The following is a 21,423-nucleotide window of genomic DNA, read 5'->3' as shown; positions in this document are numbered from 1 at the left end:
CCGCCGCACCACCCGCACGGCCCTCTCCCCGACGTCGCACCTGACCCCTGACACGCCGCTCTCGTCGTCGGGCCGGTTCCTCACGCCCCATTCCACTCATACGACCTGACCGGGAGTACGCCCCCGTGGCCACTTTCCTCTACAAGCTCGGACGGCTCACCTTCCGCCGCCGCCGCTATGTCGCCCTGATCTGGGTGGCACTGCTGGCGCTCGCCGGATTCGGTGCGGCCTCCGCGTCCACCGCCACCTCCAGCTCCTTCTCCATCCCCGGTACGGAGGCGCAGCGCGCCTTCGACCTGCTGGAACAGCGCTTCCCCGGCTCCAGTGCCGACGGTGCCACCGCCCGGGTCGTCTTCAAGGCGCCCGAGGGCGAGAAGGTGACCGACTCGGCCAACAAGAGCGAGATCACCGGCATCGTCAAGGAGCTGCAGTCCGGCTCCGACCAGATCGCCTCGGTCGCCGACCCGTTCGAGACCAAGGCCGTGAGCCAGGACGGTTCGACGGCGTACATCTCGGTCGCGTACAAGGCCAACTCCATGGAGCTGACCGACACGACGACGGACTCGCTGAAGGGCGCCGGCAAGGACGCGCAGAACAGCGGCATGAAGGTGGAGATCGGCGGTGACGCGCTCCAGGTCATGCCGCACACCGGGACCGCCGAGATCATCGGTGTGGCCATCGCCGCCGTCGTCCTGGTCATCACCTTCGGCTCGCTGGTCGCCGCCGGGCTGCCGCTGGTGACCGCGCTGGTCGGGGTCGGTATCGGGGTCTCCACGATCACCGCGCTGGCCAGTGTGCTGGACCTGGGCTCCACCACCTCGATCCTCGCCATGATGATCGGCCTCGCGGTCGGTATCGACTACGCCCTCTTCATCGTGTCCCGCTATCGCGCCGAGCTGGCTGAGGGCCGCGAGCGCGAGGAGGCCGCCGGGCGGGCCGTGGGCACCGCCGGATCCGCGGTCGTCTTCGCGGGCCTGACCGTGGTCATCGCCCTGGCCGGCCTGGCCGTCGTCAACATCCCGATGCTGACGAAGATGGGTCTCGCCGCCGCCGGTACGGTCGCCATCGCCGTCCTCATCGCGCTCACCCTCGTCCCGGCCGCCCTGGGCTTCGCCGGGAAGCGGGTCATGGGCCGCAAGGCGCGCAAGGCCGCCGAGGAGGAGAACCGTCCCGAGGCCAAGCCGAACATGGGCACCCGCTGGGCGCGGTTCGTGCTGCGCAAGCCGGTCTGGGTCATGCTCGTCGGCGTCCTGGGCCTCGGCATCATCGCCGTACCGGCCGCCTCGCTGGAGATGGGCCTGCCCGACGACGGCGCCCAGCCGAAGTCGACCACGCAGCGCCAGGCGTACGACACGCTCTCCGACGGCTTCGGCCCCGGGTTCAACGGCCCGCTGATGATCGTCATGGACGGCAAGGACAGCTCCGACGCGAAGGGTGCGGCGGAGCGGGTCCGCGAGGAGATCGAGGGGCTCGGCGTCGTCGCCGTCACCCCGGCCACGTTCAACAAGGCCGGCGACACCGCGATGATCACGGTCATCCCGAAGGACCGGCCGTCCTCGCACGCCACGGAGGAGGTCGTCCACGACATCCGTGACGCGGGCCAGGACATCAAGGCGGACACCGGTGCAGAGGTCCTGGTCACCGGCGCCACCGCCATGAACATCGACTTCTCGCAGAAGATGAACGACGCGCTGCTGCCGTACCTGGCGCTCGTCGTCGGCCTCGCGTTCCTGCTGCTGATGCTGGTCTTCCGCTCGATCCTCGTCCCGCTGAAGGCGGCCCTCGGCTTCCTGCTCTCGGTGGTCGCGGCGCTCGGCGCGGTCGTCGCGGTCTTCCAGTGGGGCTGGCTCGGCTCGCTCTTCGGCGTCGAGCAGACCGGTCCGATCATGAGCATGATGCCGATCTTCATGGTCGGTGTGGTCTTCGGTCTCGCGATGGACTACGAGGTCTTCCTCGTCACCCGGATGCGCGAGGCGTACGTCCACGGTGAGAGCCCCGGCCAGGCCATCGTGACCGGTTTCAAGCACGGCGCACGGGTGGTCACGGCGGCGGCCGTGATCATGATGGCGGTCTTCTCCGGCTTCATCGGCTCCAGCGAGCAGATGATCAAGATGATCGGCTTCTCGCTCGCCATCGCCGTCCTCTTCGACGCGTTCGTGGTGCGCATGGCGATCGTGCCGGCCGTCCTGGCCCTGCTGGGCCGGCGTGCCTGGTGGCTGCCGCGCTGGCTGGACCGGGCGCTGCCGAACGTGGACGTGGAGGGCGAGAAGCTGCAGAGGCAGCTGACGGACGAGCCCGCCTCCTCCGAGGGCGGCGGTGACGGCGGCGAGCGCGAGCTCGTACGCGTCTGAGCCGACGGGAGCGTGAAGGACTCCGTCGAGCCGTTCGAGTCCTCCGTGAACCCCGGGGCCGCGTCTGAGCGGAGCGCGGCCCCGGAAGCACCGGTTACCTGTGGGGACGGGGGACCGGGGCACGCGGAAGGCCCCTGTGCGATGAGCACGGGGGCCTTCTCCGTGGGCTTTTCCTGCGGCCGTCTCAGCCGCGGGTCGCCGGCGCGCCGTGCTCCGGGCGCGTGGTGGCGGTGGTGCGGGACGGTCGCTTCTCCGGGGTTCCGTCCGACGGCGGCGTGGTCGTGGCCGGGGCCTGCGCGCGGGTGCGGGCGAGGAAGCGGATCAGCGTCCTGGTCTCGAACTGGAACACCTCGACCCCGTCCGTCGAGTGCAGCTCCACGATCAGCTGCGTACGGCCGCAGGGCCAGACGCGGACGGCGCCGCGCTCGATCGGCGTGCGCAGACCGCGTTCCAGCAGGTCGCGGCCGAACGCCCAGTCGGTGCCGCCGGGCAGCGTGATGTGGACGGTGCGCGGGTCCTCGGCGGCGTCGTAGCGCAGGTCGACGGGGACCGGACGGGTCAGAGGGCCATCGGTGATGAGCCGGGCGCGTGCATGTGCTTCGATCACAGGGGACATGGGCCGGCTCCTCCTATATGTGACGTTCTGCCCTCTAATGTCCCATATTCCACGGAAGTGGCGCGGTGGGCGTCCGCTCACCGTGACAGCAGGTGAGGCGCGAGGTCTCACCGGCCGGTGGATGCGGCGCACATGCCGGTCACCAGCTCTTGCGTATGGTTCGCAGGAGAGCACTAATATTGATGGGTTCATGACCCCGCCCGCAGAGCCGCGTCCACGCGGACGCCGTGCGGAACCGCAGGAAGCGGAGCCTCCCCATGCATGTACCCGATGGATTCATCGATGCACCTGTCTCCGTCGCGGCCGGGGTGTTCGCCGCCGGAGCGGTCGCCGTCAGCCTGCGTGGCGCGCGCCGCGAACTGGACGAGCGCACCGCCCCGCTCGCCGGTCTGGTGGCCGCGTTCATCTTCGCCGTGCAGATGCTGAACTTCCCGGTGGCCGCCGGTACCAGCGGCCACCTGATGGGAGGAGCGCTGGCCGCGATCCTTGTCGGGCCCTGTACGGCGGTGCTCTGCCTGGCGGTGGTGCTGCTGATGCAGGGCATCTTCTTCGCGGACGGCGGCCTCACGGCGCTCGGCGTGAACATCACGGTCATGGGCGTGGTCACGGTCGTCGTCGCGTACGGCCTGTTCCGCCTGCTGACCGGCCTCCTGCCGCGCACGCGCCGGTCCGCGACCGCGTCGGCGTTCGTAGCCGCGCTGGTCTCCGTACCCGCGTCGGCCGCCGCCTTCACGCTCCTCTACTGGATCGGCGGCACCACCGACATCCCGATCGGCAAGGTGTTCACGGCCATGGTCGGCGTGCACATCCTGATCGGCATCGGCGAGGCGGTGATCACCACGCTGACCGTTGGCACGGTCCTCGCCGTACGTCCCGACCTCGTCCACGGCGTCCAGGGCCTGGCCGCGCCGCTCAAGCTCCGGGTCGACGGCGAACTGGTCGACGCTCCGGCCGCGACGCGCGAACCGGAGCCCGCTTCCGCCACCGCCGCCCGGTCCACGCGTGGCTTCTGGATCACCGGCCTGGTCTCGGCCCTCGTCCTCGCCGGGTTCGTCTCCTTCTACGCCTCCGCCAACCCGGACGGCCTGGAACGGGTCGCCGCCGACCAGGGCATCGACGAGAAGGTGGAGGAGCACGGCGCGGCCGACTCCCCGCTCGCCGACTACGGCGTCGGCGACATCGCCGACGCCCGGCTCTCCGGCGGCCTCGCCGGAGTGATCGGGGTCAGCGCCACGGTGGTGGTGGGCACGGGCGTGTTCTGGGTGGTGCGGCGGCGCAAGGAGGAGTCCGGCGAGGCGTCCCGCGACCACGAGAACGTCTGACCAGGCAGTGGTCCTCCACGGCGAGCGGTCCGACAGGGAAGAGGTCTGACCATGGGAGCGGGCCACGCGCACAAGCTCTACCGGCACGGCCACAGCCCGGTCCATTGGCTGCCGCCGCACTGCAAACTGGCCGCCGTCTTCGCCTTCGTCCCCGTGGTCGTCTCCACTCCGCGCGAGGCGATGTGGGCCTTCGCGCTGTACGCGGCACTCCTGGCGGCCGTCGCGGCGGTGGCCCGCATCCCGGCCGGCTTCCTGCTGAAGCGGCTGGTCATCGAGGTGCCGTTCGTGGCGTTCGCGCTGCTGATGCCGTTCGTGGTGCCGGGTGAGCAGACGACCGTGCTCGGCCTCTCCGTCAGCATCCCGGGCCTCTGGGGCGCGTGGAACGTGCTGGCCAAGGCCACGCTCGGCGTCGCCGCCTCCGTGCTCCTGGCCTCCACCACCGAGCTACGGGCCGTCCTGCTCGGCCTCCAGAGGCTCAAGCTGCCGCCGCTGCTCGTCCAGATCGCGTCGTTCATGATCCGGTACGGGGACGTCATCACCGACGAGATGCGGCGCATGTCGATCGCCCGCCGCTCGCGGGGTTTCGAGGCGCGCGGCGTACGGCAGTGGGGCGTCCTGGCCGCCTCGATGGGCGCGCTGTTCATCCGCTCGTACGAGCGTGGCGAGCGGGTCCATCTGGCCATGGTGAGCCGGGGGTACGCGGGCACGATGCCGGTGATCGACGAGGTGACGGCGGACCGGACCCAATGGGCGTACGCGGCGGCCCTCCCCGTACTCGCGCTCGCGATCTGTCTGCTGGGATGGACCCTGTGACTTCCTCCACCGCGCCTCAGGTACCGGCCCCGTCGCTCGACGTCCGGGGCCTCGCCTACGCCTATCCCGACGGCCACCAGGCCCTCTTCGGCGTGGACCTCACCGTGGCGCGCGGCGAGCGCGTCGCGGTCCTCGGTCCCAACGGAGCCGGCAAGACCACGCTCGTCCTCCACCTCAACGGCATCCTGGAGGCGGGCTCCGGCACGGTCCACGTCGCCGGACTCCCGGTGGCCAAGCGGAACCTCGCGGAGATCCGCCGCCGCGTCGGCATCGTCTTCCAGGACCCGGACGACCAGCTCTTCATGCCCACGGTCCGCGAGGACGTCGCCTTCGGCCCGGCCGCGGCGGGCCTGCGCGGCCAAGAGCTGGAGGAGCGGGTCCTGCGGGCGCTGAAGCAGGTGGGCATGGAGGAGTACGTGGCCCGCCCGCCGCACCACCTCTCCTTCGGCCAGCGCCGCCGCGTCGCCGTGGCGACCGTCCTCGCGATGGAGCCGGAGATCCTGGTCCTGGACGAGCCCTCGTCCAACCTGGACCCGGCCTCCCGCCGCGAACTGGCCGGCATCCTGCGCTCGTTGGACGTCACGGTGCTGATGGTCACGCACGACCTGCCGTACGCGCTGGAGCTCTGCCCGCGCGCGGTGATCCTCAGCGAGGGCGTGATCGCCGCGGACGGACGTACGCAGGAGCTGCTCTGCGACGAGGAGTTGATGCGGGCGCACCGCTTGGAGCTGCCGTTCGGCTTCGACCCGAGGTCGGTCACCGTTCCGTCGCCGTAAACAGCTCGTGACAGCCTGAGGAGACCCACGACCCGGCCACCGCCCACCCGGCCGGGCCGTGCACCATGGGGGGATGAGCGGGAGCGAGGGCACGGTCACAGCGTCGGGTACAGAGGAACGTACAGAGGCAGGCGTGGACATACGGGGCACGGTGGCGCCCGGGTTCGAACCGGTCGCGGACGCCTTCGTCCGTAACTTCGAGCAGCGCGGCGAGCGAGGCGCGGCCGTCGCCGTGTACCGGGACGGGCGCAAGGTCGTGGACCTATGGGCCGGTACGCGGGACGTGGACGGCACCGAACCGTGGGCCGTCGACACGGTGCAGGTCGTGCGCTCGGCGGGCAAGGGCATCGCGGCCGCCGTCCCGCTCCTGCTCCACCAGCGCGGCCAGGTGGACCTGGACGCGCCGGTCTCCACGTACTGGCCGGAGTTCAAGGCCAACGGCAAGGAACGCGTCCTGGTCCGCGACCTCCTGGCCCACCGCGCCGGCGTCCCGGCCCTGGACCGCACGCTCACACCCGCCGAGGCGGCCGACGGCGTCTCCGGTCCGGCGGCGGTCGCCGCGCAGCGCCCGGAGTGGGAGCCGGGCACGGACCACGGCTACCACGCGCAGACGTACAGCTGGCTCATCGGCGAACTGGTCCGTCGCGCCACCGGCCGTACCATCGGCCGCTGGATCGCGGAGGAGATCGCGCGCCCGCTCGGCCTGGACTTCTGGTTCGGGCTTCCGGCGGAGGAGGCGCACCGCATCGGCCGCATCGGCCCGGTGGAGCCGCCGGCCTCCGCCACGGCCTCCGGCGCCTTGCGCGTACGACCGAAGCGCTCGGTGGTCGACGCCTACCGCGACCCGGAGTCGCTGACCCGGCGGGCGTTCGGCGCGATCGACCCGTTCCCCGACGAGAACGACGCCGCCTACCGTACGGCGGAACTCCCGGCCTCCAACGGCATCGCGACGGCCCGGGGCCTGGCCCACTGCTACGCCGCGATGATCGGCCCGGTCGACGGCCACCGCCGCCTCTTCGCACCGGCGACCTTGACGCTGGCCCGCACGGAGGAGTCGGCGGGCCCGGACCGGGTCCTGGTCGTCAACACCCGTTTCGGCCTGGGCTACATGCTGCACGGCCCGGCGGCGCCGCTGCTGGGCCCGGGCTCGTTCGGCCACCCGGGCCGAGGCGGCTCGCTCGGCTTCGCGGACCCGGAGTCGGGCATCGCACTGGGTTACGTCACCAACGGCCTCCAGAAAGGAGTCACCGCCGACCCTCGTGCCCAGGCGCTGGTCAGAGCAGTACGGTCGGCGCTATGACACGACCTCGCTTTGACGGTTACAGCATCCTGATCACCGCCGCCGGCCAGGGCATCGGCGCGGCAACAGCCCACCGCCTGGCGGCGGAAGGCGCCTCGGTCCTCGTCACCGACCTGGACGCGAAGCGCGCCTCGGACACGGCGGCGGCGATACGCGAGGCGGGCCACACGGCCGACTCCATGGCCTGCGATGTGGCGGACCGTATGGCGGTGGAGGCGGCGGTGGCGTACGCGGTCGAGACCTTCGGCGGCCTGGACGTCCTGGTCAACAACGCCTACGCGGCGGGCCAGGACGAGAGGCTCTTCGAGGACGAGTCGGACGAGATCTGGGAACGCGACCTGGACATCACGCTCTCCGGCCCGTTCCGCTGCGCCCGCGCCGCGCTGCCGCACCTGGTGGCCTCGGGCCGGGGCGTGATCGTCACCATCGGCTCGGTCAACGGCGAGCAGGACTTCGGCGGCCACGCGTACAGCGCCGCGAAGGCGGGCCTGGCGAGCCTGACCCGTACGCTGGCGGGCCACGCGGGCCCGCGCGGCGTCCGGGTCAACCTGGTGGCGCCCGGCACGATCCGCACGGCGGCCTGGTCGGGCCGGGACGCCGAGCTGGAACGCGCGGCGGCGCTCTACCCGCTCGGCCGGGTCGGCACTCCGGAGGACATCGCGTCGGCGGTCGCCTTCCTCGCCTCCTCCGACGCGTCATGGATCACGGGGACGACGTTGCGGGTGGACGGCGGCATCCTGGCGGTGAACACGGGCTTCCGCCAGGCGATGGCGACCGGGGAGTAATCCTCTGGCGCGGAACCGCAGCGCGCTCCTACCCTCCCCGCATGATCATCACGTACGACCACACGGACAAGTCGGGCCGCCCGGTCACCCTCCACGAGGTGGACGCGGACAACTGGCGGGCGGTCGCCGACTGCGCCCCGCACGACGACCAACGCACCTGGGTCGCGCCCTTGGCCGCCCGCTACCTGGTTCTGACATCATGCGAGGACACCTGGAACTCCTTGGCGGTCCTGGCCGGCGACGAGGTGACCGGCCACATCATGTGGGCGCGGGACGAGGACGGCTCGCACTGGATAGGCGGCATGCTGATCGACGCCGCCCACCAGTCCCAGGGCATCGGCGCAGCCGCCGTACGCACGCTGACGACCTGGCTCTCGGCCCGTCCCGGCTGCACAGCGGTCCGCCTCTCCTACGCCCCGTCCAACGAGGCCGCCGCCCACCTCTACGCCGCACTCGGCTTCCGCCCGACGGGGGTGGAGGAGGACGGGGAGGTGGTGGCGGAGTGGGCGGGGTGATCAGTCCGTGGCTTTGGGATGCCCGGTGCCCGCGTAGGTGATCCACACGGTGCGGCCGACGGGGTCGATCACGTACCAGATGCGCCCACCGCCGGTGACCTCGTACTGCCAGCGTTCGAGCTCCTGGCCCTTGAGAACGGTGCTTCCGAGCTTCCCCTTGAGGCGGTGCTGACGCTGAGGGTGGTCGTGGGAGGCGGGGGCGGCGCGCAGCGCGTCGAAAGCGCGGCGTAAGTTGCCTGCCGTGCGACGGCTGAGGTGTTCCCAGCCGTCGGCGGCCTCGCTGTTGGCGAACCGGAGGTCGTACTCGTCACCGACCGGCGGCGGTGCCGCCCGGTCTCCGCGCTTAGGGCTCACTCGGCGGTGCCAGGTGCTGGAACAGGGCCGAGATCGCCCTCGTGGTCACGGGTGAGGATCGCGAGGAGGGCAGGGTCGGCGTAGACCTCCGCGCTGTGCCGCCACTGCGTGAGCAGCAGGGCGATGGGAGCCAGATTGTCGAGCGCCACGGCCCCGCTCGCCGTGGCCACCAGCTCGGAGATCAGGGTGTCGATGTCGGCTTCCGGCAGGAAGGTGGTCCACGGCAGTGCCTCGGGCAGCGCCTGGTGGAGGGCATCGATGTTTCCCGTGCGGACGAGACCGGTCAGCAGGCGGGCGGTGAAGTCCACCACCGTGGCGTCCCGCTCCATCTGGTCGACACGCATCAGGGCGAGGTCCTCGGCGTCGCGCCGCCTCAGGCGCAGCGCACGGACGGAGTCCAGCCGGCGCGTGGTGACAGCCGGTCTGTGGAGCAGCTCGCTGAACGGCACGTCCTCATAGGCTGCAGTCATGACATCCACACTAGCTCGGATGTCGGACGAGTGGGAGGTGTCGCTGCACCGGTCCTCACCACCGGAGGTCTACGGGGTGGGGCCGAGGATCATCAGCCGCTCGGGATCGGGTACGGGGACGAACCCGACCTTCGCGTACAACTCGTGCGCATCCAGCGTGGAGAGCATCGTCCGCTTGAGTTCGTACGGGGCGAGGTGGTCGCGGACGGCGGTGGCCAGCCGGGCGCCGAGCTCCCGGCCGCGATGCGCGGGCGCCACGTAGACGTCGCAGAGCCAGGCGAAGGTCGCCCGGTCCGTGACGACGCGGGCGTAGGCGACCTGGTCTCCATCGGGGCCGTACGCACCGAAATTGAGCGACCCGCCTACGGACCGCTCGACGGTGTCGCGGCTGCGGCCCAGCGCCCAGAAGGCGTCCGTGGAGAGCCAGTGGTGCACGAGGCCGATGTCGAGGCGGCCGGGGTCGGTGTCGATCTCGTACCCGTCGCTCCCTGCGTCCGTGTCCTCGTCCCTGTTCCTGTCGTCGCTGCGCGTGGTGGGGGTCATGGGCTGGGAGCCTAGTCGCGGCGCGCAGCACTCTGGGCGGAGCCGACTGACGTTACGCTCAGGCGGCGGTTTGGGCGTGTCCGACTTCGTTCCGGCAGTCGCGGCAACGGCCGGGTGTGGGTGAGCGGAAGGCGCGTTCGCAGCCGTCGCAGGTCTGGAACGGAGTCACGGCGATGCGTGGGCGGGCGGGGGCGGCGAGGTCGTCGGCGCCGGGGAGGGGTGGAGGGAGGAGGGCGGTGAGGCGGTGTTTGAGGAGTTTGGCGGGGTGGCGGAGGAGCCGGGGTGGGTCGTTGGTGAGGACGTGGCGGATGGTGTCGGGGTGGGCGTCGCGTTCGAGCCAGGCGGCAACTGCCGGGGCGAGTTGGCGGATGTCGTTCTCGGAGAGCGTGAACTGCGGTGCGTGGCGGCGGAGGTCGCTGAGGAGCGCGGTGGCGGCGCGGTGCAGCTCGGCGGTGAGTTCACGGGGCTGGGGGAGGGGAGGTGACGGCTGCCTGGGTGCGGTGGGCGGCGGGACGAGGGAGACGAAGGGGTCGTGGTCGTGATCCTGCGGGTCGGGCGCTTCGGGTGCCTGTTCCTGTTGTACGTCGGGGAGTGCGGGGGCCTGCGGGGCGGCGGCCTCCGGGGTGGCGGGCGGCGCGGGCTCTGCGTCCTGCACCGGAGGCGGGGTCTGCGGTTCGGCTGGAGGCAGCCAGGGTGGGGCCGCCGCCACTTGGGCCCGTAACAGCGCTGTTGGCTGGTTGCAGAAGACCGTGCGGGTGACGATGCGGCCGCTGGGCAGACGGGTACGGGCCCGTCGCAGGTAGCCGTGGGCCTCCAGTTCGCGCAGGGCGGTGGCGATGAGCTTCTCGCCTTCGCGGAAGCGGGCGGCGAGGGCCTTGATGCCGATCTCGGTGCCTTGGGGCAGCGACTGGATGCGTACGGCGAAGCCCACGGCCACCGTGCTCAGGCCGGCGTGCTGGGCGAGGTGGTTGCCGACGACGGTGAAGCGGTCGGTGTGCGGGATCACGATCTGGATCACGCCTCGGGCCGGGAGAGGGCCGGGAAGCTCTGTCAGGGCGCGCGCGAGCGCAGTATTCTGCGAGGTATCCATCGGGAAGGTTCCGTCTTCCTTGGTGGTCAGGCCCTCGATCGGGATTGCAGTCCCGGCCGGGGGCCGACGTATGTGTGCTGGTCCGGTGGCGTGAGCATATGCCTGCCAACCGGTGCGAAATCCAGCTGAGTTGGCAAAACTCACCCGTGTGGGTGACGCGCCCTAGGGATGCGTCAGGTGGAGGACGGGTTGGGTCGGGTGGGGTTATTTCTCTAGTTCTTCAAGTAGTTGATGTCGCTCGCCACCGCGTCGCGGCCGGGCACGATCCGGTGGGCGGTTTGTGCTGGTTACCGGGTCGCGCCCGCGCGCGACCCGGTCGGGATCGTCACCGTACGAGGTCGATCTCGGCCCAGACGGTCTTGCGCGGTACGGGGCCGGGGACGACGCCCCAGTGGTCCGCCAGTGCCTCCACGATGACCAGGCCGCGCCCGTGCTCCGCGTAGTCGTCCTCGGGCGCTTTCACCGCACCTGGCCCCGGCGGAACGCTGTCGCCCCGGGTGTCGGTGACCTCGATCCGGAGCCTCTGTCCGCTGACGGCCAACCTGAGTTGGAAGTCCCGGCCCTGTACGCGGCCGTGGACCGTGGCGTTCGCCGCCAGCTCGGCGACGATGTGCGCGGCCGACTCCGAGGGGAGCCCCCAGGCGCCGAGATGGGCCACGGTGAGCAGCCGGGCGAGCCGGGCGCCTCGGCGGGTGGGGGAGAGCAGGACGGTGAACGCCTGTTCGGTGGAGGGGTGTTGAGTGTGGAGGGTTTGTTGGTTCATGTCACTCAGCGTGGCCGTCTCTGCGTACCGTGAACAGTGACGGAGCCCTTGCGTACGGTGAGTGTCTGGGGCTTGTCCCGTGTTGTCTTGGCTGTCTGGAGTGACGTGCCGGGAACGGTCGCTGTTGAGGGAAGAACGGCACGCACGTCGGAAGTGGGGCTCGCATGAGCGTGGTTGGCGACGGTACGGAGCGCGGGGACGCCGGGGTGGACGAGCCCGGCTGGGAGGTCGACCCGGACGACGAGCCGGGCGCTGCGGTGGTCGCCGCCGTGGGCCGCCAGATCAAGGCGTGGCGCGAGGCGGCGGGGATGCGGGCGGCGGAGTTCGGGACGGCGATGGGGTACAGCGAGGACCTCATCTACAAGGTGGAGGGCGGCCGACGCATCCCCCGCCCGGAGTTCATGGACGGCGCGGACGGGGTGCTGGGGGCGGAGGGCAAGCTCGCGGCGATGAAGGCGGACATCGCGGAGGTGCGGTATCCGAAGAAGATTCGGGAGCTGGTCAAGTTGGAGGCCGCGGCGGTGGAGTTGCTGACCTATAGCAACAACAGCGTGGAAGGTCTGCTGCAGACGTCCGAGTACGCGCGAGCGCTGTTCGCGATGCGCCAACCCGCCTACCCGCAGGAAGAGATCGAACGGGCCGTGGCCGCGCGGATGGCCCGCCAGACCATCTTCGAGCGGTCACCCGCTCCGACGCTCGGATTCGTCCTCGAAGAGGTGGCGCTGCGGCGCCCGCTCGGCGGCAGGATGGTGTTGCGCCGCCAACTCGAACACCTTTTGGTGGTAGGCGAATTGCGAAACGTGACAATTCAAGTGATGCCGATCGATCGCGAGGAGCACGCGGGAATCGACGGTGGGATCCAGCTGCTGAAGTTCAAGGACGGCACGGCGGTGGGGCGTTCCGACGGGGCGTTCGGCGGGCGCCCCGTCTCGGACCCCAAGCAGATTTGGATCCTGGAATCGCGGACTAGCATGGTCCGGGCCCAGGCTCTCAACCCTTGGGAGTCGAGGGCCTTCATCGAGCAAGTGCTGGGAGAGACATGATCCGCAAGCTGCCTGCTAGGGACGCTTCCGCTCCTGAGCTGCGGTGGTTCAAGAGCAGTCACAGCGACAGCGGCAGTGGCAGCGAATGCGTGGAGGTCGCTGCTGCCCCGGACGCTGTCCACGTGCGCGACTCCAAGAACGCCCACGGCCCTCGTCTCGCCGTCGCGCCTGCCGCGTGGGCGGGCTTCGTCTTGTACGCCGCCGAACACTGACCCTCCTCGGGAGCGACATGATCAGCGAGCCCCCTGCTGGGCTGCGGTGGTTCAAGAGCAGCTACAGCGACAGCAGCAACAGCAACGAATGCGTGGAGGTCGCAACCGCCCCCGACGCCGTCCACGTCCGCGACTCCAAGAATGCCCACGGCCCCCGCCTCATCCTCGCCCCCGCCGCGTGGGCGGGTTTCGTCTCGTACGCCGCGGCGCACTGACCTCTCCAGAGGGACATGACGGTGCTCTCCGGGATGGCGGGCCTCTTCGCGGAGCATTTCCTTGAAGCGCCACGAGGCCACCGCTTCGTCCTCCTCATCGAGGAAGCGGAACTCCAACTCCCTCGTCTCCGTCGAGCTGGTCCCCACCCGGGTCCGCATAACCGGCCCTGCGCTTCCACCCGTTCCTGGCGGGGAAGTTCGGGTACCCGGTGGTGACGACAGAACCGACGGACGAGCAGGGAGAGCGCCATGGCGAAGACAAAGGCATCCGGCACTACGGGTCCGAAGGCCGCCTCAGCGGCGGGCCGGGCCGCTCGGGGCGGGAAGTCGAAGAGCAGCCGGACGGCCGCTGCGAGCACGCTGTCGCAGACCTCCGGCAAGGCGGGTACGGGCGACACCAAGAGCACCAGGTCCGGGCCGGCATCCGCCGCGGGCAAGGTCGTGCGGTCCAAGAAGCGGTCGAAGTCCGAGAAGAAGGCCGCAGCCAGCGCCCTGGCCCAGTCTCCGACCGCATCGCCGGGCAGGCCCCGCAAGAAGATACTCACCGCCGCCGCCAAGGTGCTGGCCGACAAGAAGTCGACCAAGGCGGAACGTTCCGACGCAGCGAGCACCCTCGCACAGGCTGCGGCGTACGCACTGAAGTGAAGTAGCGCGAACGATCGCGTCTCAGGGACGTGAGCAGCCGAGTTCGGGTGGCTGAGTGCCTGGCGCGCCCGAGCTTCGATTGCGACTGCTGTCCCACCCGTTGGCCGCTCGGCTGCGGGCTCGCGAGGACATGCGCCGTTTCGGCTACCAGGTGTTGAGGCGCTTGCCCGCGACGTCGGCGAACGCGTTGATCGCGGACCGCAAGGCCTCGTGCTGTTCGTGGGCTTGATCCGGCACCGCCGGGTCCAAGCCTTCGTCAGGGTTCTCGAAGCCGCCCTCGATGCCGGTCAAGGTGACTGCGAGTTGCTGGGCAGCTGCCCGAACAGCCTTGGCGGCCTCGGCGACGCGGGTCGGTCCCTCCAGTTCGACCTGCCGGACAGAGGCCGCCACCGGCTGCGGCATGGCTGCCGAGGAGATGGCACTTCGGTACCGGGCACGCTCGTCCGGGTCGGAGTGCAGGAGGCGCGCGTACCCGAGCGCCGTGGCCGTCTCTGCCTCGTATGTGTCGGCCGCCTTGAGCAGCGCGACGTAGGCCTCGCGCTGCCCCTCGCGGCGCGCGACGTCCAGCGGCCCGAAGTAGGCGCTCCGAGCCGCCCTGGCCGCTCCCATCACCGCCGCCGCCCCACCGACCAGGGCACCCGTGAGGGCGCTCCCCGCTCCGATCAGCGCGATCATCATCTCTCTACCCATGAGGTCCGATCCTGCCCTCACTCAGCAGGACGGGTCCAGCGGACCCGGGCGGGAGGTCTGGACCAGTGGCGGCTCGGCGGTGACCCTCACGTAGGTGTCCGATAAACGCATCTGGTGATCCGCATAACGATGACATCACTGCACCAGCACCTTCGTCCCAGTCCTCCCTGAATGTGAACCACGTCACTAAAGAATCGGTAAACATCGTGGTACAAATGCCCGACTTCGCTGACGGAACCACCGTCGCGGCGGAGCGCCGGGTCCCACCCGGCAGCAAGCCAGAGCGGCCACCGTCGTAGTCCGCCCCATGGGACACGCCGGGTCGCCGACCGGACAACGTCGTTCGCTCATCCCCCATCGCACACCGATCGGCGAAGGCACCCCCCAGTCCGCCGTCCCCGCGTCATCGAGGTAGCCAACGTGTCACTCGACTCCATCACGCAGAACATCGATGAATCCGTCAGTGGGTTCTTCGAGCCCATAGCCACCTGGCTGGGCGACATCGTCTTCTACTCCGTCAACATCGGCGGGGCGGACGTGCCGCTCATCGTCACCTGGCTGGCGGTGGCGGGACTGGTCTTCACCGGCTGGTTCGGCTTCGTCCAGGTGCGGAAGTTCCGGCTCGCCCTCGACGTGGTGCGCGGTAAGTACGACGACAAGGACTCCGCCGGCGAGGTCAACCACTTCCAGGCCCTGACCGCCGCCGTCTCCGGCACGGTCGGGCTCGGGAACATCGCGGGTGTGGCCGTCGCCGTCTCCATCGGTGGCGCCGGAGCCACGTTCTGGATGATCGTCTGCGGTCTCCTCGGCATGGCCACCAAGTTCGTCGAGGTGACGCTCGGCGTGAAGTACCGCGAGGTCCACGCCGACGGCACCGTCTCCGGCGGACCGATGCACTACCTGCCCAAGGGGCTGGCCGAGCGCTTCGGGAAGAACGGCAAGAGCCTCGGCAAGGTCCTCGCCGTCCTCGCCTCCATCATGATCCTGTTCTTCGGCCTCTTCGGCGGCAACCTCTTCCAGGTCAACCAGTCCTACGCTCAGCTCGTCTCCGTCACCGGCGGCGAGAGCGGCGCGATCGGCTCCTCCGGCGGGGCGCTCTTCTTCGGCATCCTCGTCGCCGCCCTCGTCGGCGTCGTCCTGCTCGGCGGCATCCGATCCATCGCCTCGGTCACCAGCCGGCTCGTGCCCGCGATGGCCGGCATCTACGTCGTCGCCTGCCTCGTCGTCATCCTGGTCAACGTCAGCGCCGTGCCCGCCGCGATCGGCGCGATCATCGAGGGCGCGTTCAACCCCGAGGGAGTCGCGGGCGGTGTGATCGGCGCACTGATCATCGGCTTCCAGCGCGCCGCGTTCTCCAACGAGGCCGGGATCGGCTCCGCGCCGATCGCCCACTCCGCGGTCAAGACCAAGCACCCGGCCAGTGAGGGCCTGGTCGCGCTGCTGGAGCCGTTCATCGACACCGTCATCATCTGCACCATGACCGCGCTGACCATCGTCATCGCCAACCCGGCCAGCTGGGGCGAAGCCCGGGACGGCGAGTCCATCGGCGGCGTGACGATCACCTCGGACGCCTTCGCGACCGTGCTGCCCTGGTTCCCGTACATCCTGACCGTCGCGGTCATGCTCTTCGCGGTCTCCACCGTGCTCACCTGGGGTTACTACGGCCTCAAGTCCTGGACGTACCTCTTCGGCCGCAGCCGCACCAGCGAGACCGTCTACAAGAGCCTCTACACGCTCTTCGCCGTCGCCGGTTCCCTGCTCACGCTGGAGACCCTCATCAGCCTGGCCGACGCGGTCCTCTTCACCCTCGCCGTCATCAACATCATCGGCCTGTACCTCCTCGCCCCCGTGGTCAAGCGCGAGCTCAACAGCTTCCTCGAGTACGTGAAGGTCCGGAAGGCCGGCGGATCGGGCGGGGACGGCGGAGGCAAGAACGGCGAGTCGGCGAAGGTGACGGCCTGACCCGGTCGAGTACCTGACCTGATCCCGCTGGATCCCGGAGTCGCCCCGGCCCCCTCTTGGAGGGGACCGGGGCGACCGCCCTATACGGCCCGACCTGCCAGGTCCGGATGCTCCTTCAGCCTGTCGTCGCATAGATTGCCGTGTCGCGAGGGCGGCCACGTCGGCGTCACGAAAGGATCTTGAACGCCCTCGTTCTCGTCCTTGCAGGCGCCCCTTGGACCACGCCACCAGGAGGAACCGTTGTCATATCCGCAGCCGCTCACCCCGGAGGAGAGCCTCGCCGCCGCGAAGAAGCAACTGAGCCTCCCGCGGATCGTCGTGATCTGCGGCTCCACCCGCTTCATGGCCGAGATGAACGAGGCCGATGTGCGGGAGACCGAAGACGGAAAGATCGTCGTCAAACCGGGCTGTGACCTCAAGTCGCCGCACGCGCTCCGGGCCGCTCCTGCCGAGGCCGAGGCGCTGAAGGTTCGACTCGATGACCTGCACCGGGCGAAGATCCGGCTCGCCGATGAGGTGCTGGTCGTCGGCGACTACATCGGAGACAGCACGCGAGCCGAAATCGCCTACGCCCGGTCGCTGGGCAGGCCCGTGCGGTTCACGCATCCCGATATCGACCCTGACGCCTGACCGCAGGCCAGCCGGTGCGGTGTGACCGATGGGCGCCTCAACTCGTGTGCAGCATCAGCCCGATGCCCACCACCATCAGCCCCGCCGCCGCGATCCTCGGCGCCCCGAAACGCTCCTTGAAGAACAGCGTGCCGATCGCCGCGCCCACGATGATCGACGACTCCCGCAGCGCCGCGATCGGTGCGAGCGGGGCCCTCGTCTGGGCCCAGAGGACGAGTCCGTACGCGACCACCGAGAGGGCCGCGCCGAGCAGGCCGCGTACGGCGAACGGGCGGAGCTGGGCGGCCAGTTCGGAGCGGCGGCGGTAGTACGCGTACGCCGGGATCGCCAGGCCCTCCAGGATCATCAGCCACGCGACGTAACCGAGCGGTGTGCCGGAGGCCCGTACGCCGACGCCGTCGACCGTCGTGTACCCGGCGATGGCCAGGCCCGTGCCGAGGGCCGCCACGATCGCGGGCCAGTGCGGGCGGGTGCCGGAACCGCGGATGCCCCAGAGCGCCAGCCCGACGAGCCCGGCCGAGGCGACCGCGACGCCCGCCGTCGCCCACGCGTCCGGTCGCTCACCGACGAAGACCGCCGCGAGGACGGTCACCACGAGCGGGGCCGTACCCCGCGCGATCGGGTACATCTGGCCGAAGTCGCCGAGGGTGAACGACCGCATCAGCAGCATCATGTACGCGACGTGCAGCACGGCCGATACGAGGAGGTACGGCCATGCCTCCGCCGCCGGGAGCGGAGCGAAGAGGGCCAGCGCCGCGCCGATCAGCAGGCCGCCGCCGGAGATCAGCGTGAAGGAGAGGAGCTGGTCCTTGATGGCGTGGGCGATGGCGTTCCAACTGGCATGCGTTATCGCGGCGATGAGCACCGCGAGGGCGACCAGCGGGGTCACTTCGAGGGCTCGCGCACATCCGCAACCGTCGCGCCCGCGTGGGCGATCAGCGTCTTGGGGTCGAGCGGGAAGACCGTGTGCGGAGTGCCCGCCGCCGCCCAGACCACGGGGTGGTCCAGGAGGCGCCGGTCGGCCAGGACGCGGGTGCGGGTCGCGTGGCCGAAGGGCGGTACGCCTCCGATCGCGTAGCCGGTCGTCTGCCGGACCAGGTCCGCGTCGGCCCGCTTGACCTTCTGCGCGCCGAGCTCCCGCCGTACGAGCTCGACGTCCACCCGCGAGGAGCCGTCCATGAGGACCAGCACCGGGACGCCGTCCGCCGTGAAGACCAGGGACTTGACGATCTCGCTCAGCTCGCAGCCGACCGCCGCCGCGGCCTCCGCCGCCGTACGGGTCGCGTCCGGGAAGCGGCGCACCTCGACCTGGAGGCCCAGCTCGGCGAGCGCCTCGGCGAACCGGGGGTGGGCGTGCGGGACGGGGGCGGCGGGAGGGGTTTCGGGGGTTTCGGGTGTGCTGCTCATGGCTGCACGCTAGCGGTCCGTGCATGGTGCACGCGAGAGGGTTCCGAGGGGCGGTCCTGCGACCCCATTCGTGCGCCCGCGCGCCCTTTCGCCAGGTCATCCGGCCAATCCGGCGGCGGTCGCCGGCCGGAAGCGGCCGGTGTGGATCACGGCTTCGCTCCCGCGCGTCACCGAACCGGCCCACGCCGTCGGCTGCTCGCCGCCCAACACCAGCCAGCAGCTCGCGATCCTGCGCGAGGCCGGCCTCGCCCGGGCCGATACCCGGATGACATAGAGCTAGAGCCCTCCTACCCTCACCCCATGGACGCGGATTCGGGCACGGGCGAGCAGGTGCTGCTGAACGTGGTCGATGTCGAGGCGACGTGCTGGGAGGGGCAGCCTCCGCCCGGTCAGGTCCACGAGATCATCGAGATCGGCCTCACCGTGGTCGACCTGCGCGTGGGCGAGCGGGTGGCGAAACACCGCCTGCTGGTCCGCCCCGCCCGCTCGCGGGTCAGCCCGTTCTGCACGGAGCTGACGGGCCTGACGCAGGCGGAGGTGGAAGGCGGCCTGACCTTCGCCGAGGCGTGCCGGGTGCTGGCCTCCGAGCACCGTACGGGCCGGTTGCCGTGGGCCAGTTGGGGCGACTACGACCGCAAGCAGTTCACGCTGCAGTGCGAGCGGACGGGCACGTCGTACCCGTTCGGTCACCACCACACCAACGCGAAGGCCGTCTTCACCACCGCGTACGGCCTCCGCCGCCGCCCTGGCATGGCCCAGGCGCTGCACCTGGCGGGCCTGCCACTGGAGGGCCGTCACCATCGGGGCGACGACGACGCGTGGAACATCGCCGCGCTGGTGCTGGAGGTGGCGGGACGGGGCAACTGGCCGACGCATTGACCGGGTTGTGACAGCCGGTATCGCCGCCGGCCCGTGACGGGTGGCGGCGACGTCGGTGCGGTGGCGGTACGAGGACGATGAGCCCCGACGTCCACTGGGCGCCCATCAGGATCGCGCGCCGTCATCGTCCCCTGGGCAGGCAGCGTCTCGATCTCAGGTGGTTGATCCCGAGGAGGCGATGAATCATGATCGGCCAACCGCAGGGCAGCCGGACGCCGGGATGGTGTGCACAACGCTCTTGTTGACAAAGGGGGTTGGCCGTCCAGCTGCCTGGCGGTGGGCCTCCTCAGTCGCCCGCGCGCAGCACCTCCGCCACCACCGGCCCCGCCGCGTCGCCGCCGTGGCCGCCTTCCTGGACGACCGCTGCCGCGGCGAGGTCGTTGCTGAAGCCGGTGAACCAGCTGTTCGACGTCTGCCCGTCGACCTCGGCCGAACCGGTCTTGGCGCCCTTGTCGCCGCCGACGCCAGCCATGGGCTCGGTGCCGGTGCCGGTGGGGCTGGTCGCGGTGTACCGCATCATCTGGCGCAGCTGCTCCGCCACGTCGGCCGGCAGCGGACGCGCGCCGGCGAACGGCCTGTCGTCCAGCTCACGGGCGATCAGGTACGGCTGCTTGAAGGCGCCGTTCTTCACCGTGGCGCTCACCGAGGCCATGTTCAGCGGGCTCATCAGGACCTTGCCCTGACCGATGTACGAGGCCGCCGTCTCGGCCCCCGAGGACTCCGGGATCCTGCCGTCGAAGGAGGGCACGCCGGTCTGCCAGTTGTCCTGGCCGAGGCCGAAGTAGTCACGGGCCTCCTGGCCCAGCGCTGATCCGGCCCGGTCGCCGAGCGGTTTGACCGGCTTGATGAAGGTGGTGTTGCAGGACCGCGCGAACGCCTCGCGCAGCGTGGCGTTGCTGATGGAGAAGTCCTTGAGGTTGTGGAAGGTCACGCCCTCCCATTCCACCGTGGACGGGCACTCCACCGCCGAGTCGATGCTCCCGAGACCGTTCCGGATGATCATCGACACGGTGACGATCTTCATCGTGGATCCGGGAGCCAACTGGCCGCTCATGGCCGCGTTGTAGCCGTCCTCGCGGTTGTTGGCGATGGCCAGGATCGCGCCCGTGGACGGCTGGACCGCCGCCACCGAGGACTCGCCGTACCGCTTCACCGCCTTCTCGGCCGCCGCCTGGACGTTCGCGTCGAGCGTCGTCCGGACCTTGCCGGGCTTGCCCTTGGCGAGGGTCAGCAGGTTGATGTCGGCCTGTCCGTCCTCGGCGGGCTCGATCCAGGTCTCGATGCCGGGCGAACCGCCTGCGGAGGCACCGTACTTCTGACGCAGGGTGTCCAGGATCGTGCTGAGCGAGGGGTACTTCTCCTTGGTGAGCACGATCCCGTTGCGGTCGACGGCCTCGATGGCCGCCGTCGGCGACTCACCGGTCTTCAGCGTCGCGCCCTCGGTCAGCCGCGGATGGACGACGGTGGGTTCCCAGTCGACCAGGGCCTTCCCGGTCGTCAGTCCGCGGACGACGGTGAGCTCGGAGGCGTACGACAGGGGTCTGGTCTTCCCGCCGTGGGAGACGGTGGCCTCGACGGTGTACGGCACCTTCGCGCCGACGGCCGGTCCCGGCGTGATCTTCACGTTGCCGATGTGGGCGGCCTCACCGTACGAGGCGAGCACGGGCTCCGCGCCGGCCTCGTTGTTGGTGAGCAGCGCCGCGCTCGCCGCGTCCCCGGCCGTCCAGGCGTCGAAGAAGGACTTCGACGTCTCGGTTATCTCCTCCGCGCTCGGAGGCCCGGTCTTCACCTCAGGTGTCGCGTTCTGGGAGGCGACCTTGCCGTCGTCTCCGTCGCTCCCGAGCACGCCGTACGCCCCGTAGCCGATCCCGCCGGCCACCAGGACGAACACTCCGCCGACCACGGCGACCTTCGCTCCACTGCGCATCAGTGCAGTCCCCCTCCCCAGGAGAGCCTCTTGACCACGTTCCATGTTCAAGGGGCAACCGTGAGGAACCCTAAGGGGTTGCCGTGCCGGCTGAGGGTGTTGTTACCGGACCGGA

25 protein-coding genes are annotated in these 21,423 nt (G+C 70.4%); 15 read left to right on the top strand and 10 right to left on the bottom strand.

From position 1 onward, the window contains the following. Positions 1 to 125: 125 nt before the first annotated feature. Complete coding sequence (locus ABZ267_RS17870) at positions 126 to 2,351, top strand: MMPL family transporter (RefSeq protein WP_356746468.1); 2,226 nt, start codon at positions 126 to 128, stop codon at positions 2,349 to 2,351. A gap of 184 nt (positions 2,352 to 2,535) precedes the next feature. Here ABZ267_RS17870 and ABZ267_RS17865 read toward each other — a convergent pair whose 3' ends face one another. Then, on the bottom strand, positions 2,536 to 2,967 hold the full coding sequence (locus tag ABZ267_RS17865) for an SsgA family sporulation/cell division regulator (protein WP_356746467.1): 432 nt from the start codon (positions 2,965 to 2,967) through the stop codon (positions 2,536 to 2,538). A gap of 257 nt (positions 2,968 to 3,224) precedes the next feature. On the opposite strand from ABZ267_RS17865, the gene ABZ267_RS17860 reads away from it, so the two are divergent. From ABZ267_RS17860 to ABZ267_RS17835, 6 genes are all read left to right on the top strand, one after another. Further along, positions 3,225 to 4,289 carry an energy-coupling factor ABC transporter permease gene (locus ABZ267_RS17860; RefSeq protein ID WP_356746466.1) on the top strand — a complete coding sequence of 355 codons (1,065 nt, stop codon included), beginning with the start codon at positions 3,225 to 3,227 and terminating at the stop codon, positions 4,287 to 4,289. 51 nt (positions 4,290 to 4,340) lie between these two features. Beyond that, a complete protein-coding gene (gene cbiQ, locus ABZ267_RS17855) occupies positions 4,341 to 5,102 on the top strand; it encodes a cobalt ECF transporter T component CbiQ (protein WP_356746465.1) in 762 nt (253 codons plus the stop codon). Continuing rightward, positions 5,090 to 5,878, top strand: a complete 789-nt coding sequence (locus tag ABZ267_RS17850) for an ABC transporter ATP-binding protein (protein ID WP_356746464.1) — start codon at positions 5,090 to 5,092, stop codon at positions 5,876 to 5,878. The genes cbiQ and ABZ267_RS17850 overlap by 13 nt, the downstream gene beginning before the upstream one ends. 133 nt (positions 5,879 to 6,011) lie before the next feature. Continuing rightward, positions 6,012 to 7,178, top strand: a complete 1,167-nt coding sequence (locus tag ABZ267_RS17845) for a serine hydrolase domain-containing protein (protein WP_356746463.1) — start codon at positions 6,012 to 6,014, stop codon at positions 7,176 to 7,178. Then, positions 7,175 to 7,963, top strand: a complete 789-nt coding sequence (locus tag ABZ267_RS17840) for an SDR family NAD(P)-dependent oxidoreductase (protein WP_356746462.1) — start codon at positions 7,175 to 7,177, stop codon at positions 7,961 to 7,963. Before ABZ267_RS17845 ends, ABZ267_RS17840 begins: the two co-directional genes overlap by 4 nt. 41 nt (positions 7,964 to 8,004) lie before the next feature. Next, positions 8,005 to 8,478, top strand: a complete 474-nt coding sequence (locus tag ABZ267_RS17835; protein ID WP_356364052.1) for a GNAT family N-acetyltransferase — start codon at positions 8,005 to 8,007, stop codon at positions 8,476 to 8,478. On the opposite strand, the gene ABZ267_RS17830 is transcribed toward ABZ267_RS17835, so the two are convergent. The 5 genes from ABZ267_RS17830 to ABZ267_RS17810 form a co-directional block, all read right to left on the bottom strand. Continuing rightward, positions 8,479 to 8,832: a hypothetical protein gene (locus tag ABZ267_RS17830; RefSeq protein ID WP_356364055.1), complete on the bottom strand. Its 354-nt coding sequence runs from the start codon at positions 8,830 to 8,832 to the stop codon at positions 8,479 to 8,481. Further along, positions 8,829 to 9,302, bottom strand: a complete 474-nt coding sequence (locus ABZ267_RS17825; protein WP_356746461.1) for a hypothetical protein — start codon at positions 9,300 to 9,302, stop codon at positions 8,829 to 8,831. Before ABZ267_RS17825 ends, ABZ267_RS17830 begins: the two co-directional genes overlap by 4 nt. A 69-nt stretch (positions 9,303 to 9,371) precedes the next feature. After that, positions 9,372 to 9,845, bottom strand: a complete 474-nt coding sequence (locus ABZ267_RS17820; protein WP_356746460.1) for a GNAT family N-acetyltransferase — start codon at positions 9,843 to 9,845, stop codon at positions 9,372 to 9,374. A 58-nt stretch (positions 9,846 to 9,903) separates the two neighbouring features. Next, positions 9,904 to 10,935 carry a hypothetical protein gene (locus tag ABZ267_RS17815; RefSeq protein WP_356746459.1) on the bottom strand — a complete coding sequence of 344 codons (1,032 nt, stop codon included), beginning with the start codon at positions 10,933 to 10,935 and terminating at the stop codon, positions 9,904 to 9,906. A gap of 325 nt (positions 10,936 to 11,260) precedes the next feature. Next, positions 11,261 to 11,698, bottom strand: coding sequence for an ATP-binding protein (locus ABZ267_RS17810; protein WP_356746458.1), 438 nt, complete (start codon positions 11,696 to 11,698; stop codon positions 11,261 to 11,263). A 164-nt stretch (positions 11,699 to 11,862) separates the two neighbouring features. Here ABZ267_RS17810 and ABZ267_RS17805 point away from each other — a divergent pair, with 164 nt between their 5' ends. From ABZ267_RS17805 to ABZ267_RS17790, 4 genes are all read left to right on the top strand, one after another. Then, positions 11,863 to 12,741: a helix-turn-helix transcriptional regulator gene (locus tag ABZ267_RS17805; protein ID WP_356746457.1), complete on the top strand. Its 879-nt coding sequence runs from the start codon at positions 11,863 to 11,865 to the stop codon at positions 12,739 to 12,741. Then, complete coding sequence (locus ABZ267_RS17800; RefSeq protein ID WP_356746456.1) at positions 12,738 to 12,953, top strand: DUF397 domain-containing protein; 216 nt, start codon at positions 12,738 to 12,740, stop codon at positions 12,951 to 12,953. The genes ABZ267_RS17805 and ABZ267_RS17800 overlap by 4 nt, the downstream gene beginning before the upstream one ends. A 17-nt stretch (positions 12,954 to 12,970) precedes the next feature. After that, a complete protein-coding gene (locus ABZ267_RS17795) occupies positions 12,971 to 13,168 on the top strand; it encodes a DUF397 domain-containing protein (RefSeq protein WP_356746455.1) in 198 nt (65 codons plus the stop codon). A 249-nt stretch (positions 13,169 to 13,417) separates the two neighbouring features. Next, positions 13,418 to 13,813 (top strand): hypothetical protein, encoded by a 396-nt coding sequence (locus ABZ267_RS17790; RefSeq protein WP_356746454.1) that lies wholly within the window; start codon positions 13,418 to 13,420, stop codon positions 13,811 to 13,813. Positions 13,814 to 13,957: 144 nt separating this feature from the next. Here the strand turns inward: ABZ267_RS17790 and ABZ267_RS17785 are convergent, their stop codons facing one another. Beyond that, positions 13,958 to 14,503 (bottom strand): hypothetical protein, encoded by a 546-nt coding sequence (locus tag ABZ267_RS17785; RefSeq protein WP_356746453.1) that lies wholly within the window; start codon positions 14,501 to 14,503, stop codon positions 13,958 to 13,960. 420 nt (positions 14,504 to 14,923) lie between these two features. Between ABZ267_RS17785 and ABZ267_RS17780 the strand changes: the two genes are divergently transcribed. Together ABZ267_RS17780 and ABZ267_RS17775 are read left to right on the top strand one after the other, a co-directional pair. Then, positions 14,924 to 16,465, top strand: coding sequence for an alanine/glycine:cation symporter family protein (locus ABZ267_RS17780; protein ID WP_356746452.1), 1,542 nt, complete (start codon positions 14,924 to 14,926; stop codon positions 16,463 to 16,465). 240 nt (positions 16,466 to 16,705) lie between these two features. Next, positions 16,706 to 17,095 carry a hypothetical protein gene (locus ABZ267_RS17775; protein ID WP_356746451.1) on the top strand — a complete coding sequence of 130 codons (390 nt, stop codon included), beginning with the start codon at positions 16,706 to 16,708 and terminating at the stop codon, positions 17,093 to 17,095. A 37-nt stretch (positions 17,096 to 17,132) separates the two neighbouring features. Here ABZ267_RS17775 and ABZ267_RS17770 read toward each other — a convergent pair whose 3' ends face one another. Next, the gene (locus tag ABZ267_RS17770; protein WP_356746450.1) at positions 17,133 to 17,984 is read right to left on the bottom strand and encodes a DMT family transporter; all 852 of its coding nucleotides are present in this window, start codon (positions 17,982 to 17,984) and stop codon (positions 17,133 to 17,135) included. Further along, positions 17,981 to 18,502 carry a YbaK/EbsC family protein gene (locus ABZ267_RS17765; protein ID WP_356746449.1) on the bottom strand — a complete coding sequence of 174 codons (522 nt, stop codon included), beginning with the start codon at positions 18,500 to 18,502 and terminating at the stop codon, positions 17,981 to 17,983. Before ABZ267_RS17765 ends, ABZ267_RS17770 begins: the two co-directional genes overlap by 4 nt. A 139-nt stretch (positions 18,503 to 18,641) precedes the next feature. Between ABZ267_RS17765 and ABZ267_RS17760 the strand changes: the two genes are divergently transcribed. Continuing rightward, positions 18,642 to 18,776, top strand: coding sequence for an ArsR family transcriptional regulator (locus ABZ267_RS17760; RefSeq protein WP_356746448.1), 135 nt, complete (start codon positions 18,642 to 18,644; stop codon positions 18,774 to 18,776). Between the two features lie 26 nt (positions 18,777 to 18,802). Then, positions 18,803 to 19,381, top strand: coding sequence for a 3'-5' exonuclease (locus ABZ267_RS17755; RefSeq protein WP_356746447.1), 579 nt, complete (start codon positions 18,803 to 18,805; stop codon positions 19,379 to 19,381). A 286-nt stretch (positions 19,382 to 19,667) separates the two neighbouring features. Here ABZ267_RS17755 and ABZ267_RS17750 read toward each other — a convergent pair whose 3' ends face one another. After that, the gene (locus ABZ267_RS17750; RefSeq protein WP_356746446.1) at positions 19,668 to 21,308 is read right to left on the bottom strand and encodes a penicillin-binding transpeptidase domain-containing protein; all 1,641 of its coding nucleotides are present in this window, start codon (positions 21,306 to 21,308) and stop codon (positions 19,668 to 19,670) included. Between the last annotated feature and the right edge of the window lie 115 nt (positions 21,309 to 21,423).

The organism is Streptomyces sp. NPDC006174, from assembly GCF_040614075.1.
Taxonomy (GTDB): Bacteria; Actinomycetota; Actinomycetes; order Streptomycetales; family Streptomycetaceae; genus Streptomyces.
This window is presented reverse-complemented; position numbering and strand designations above follow the sequence as displayed.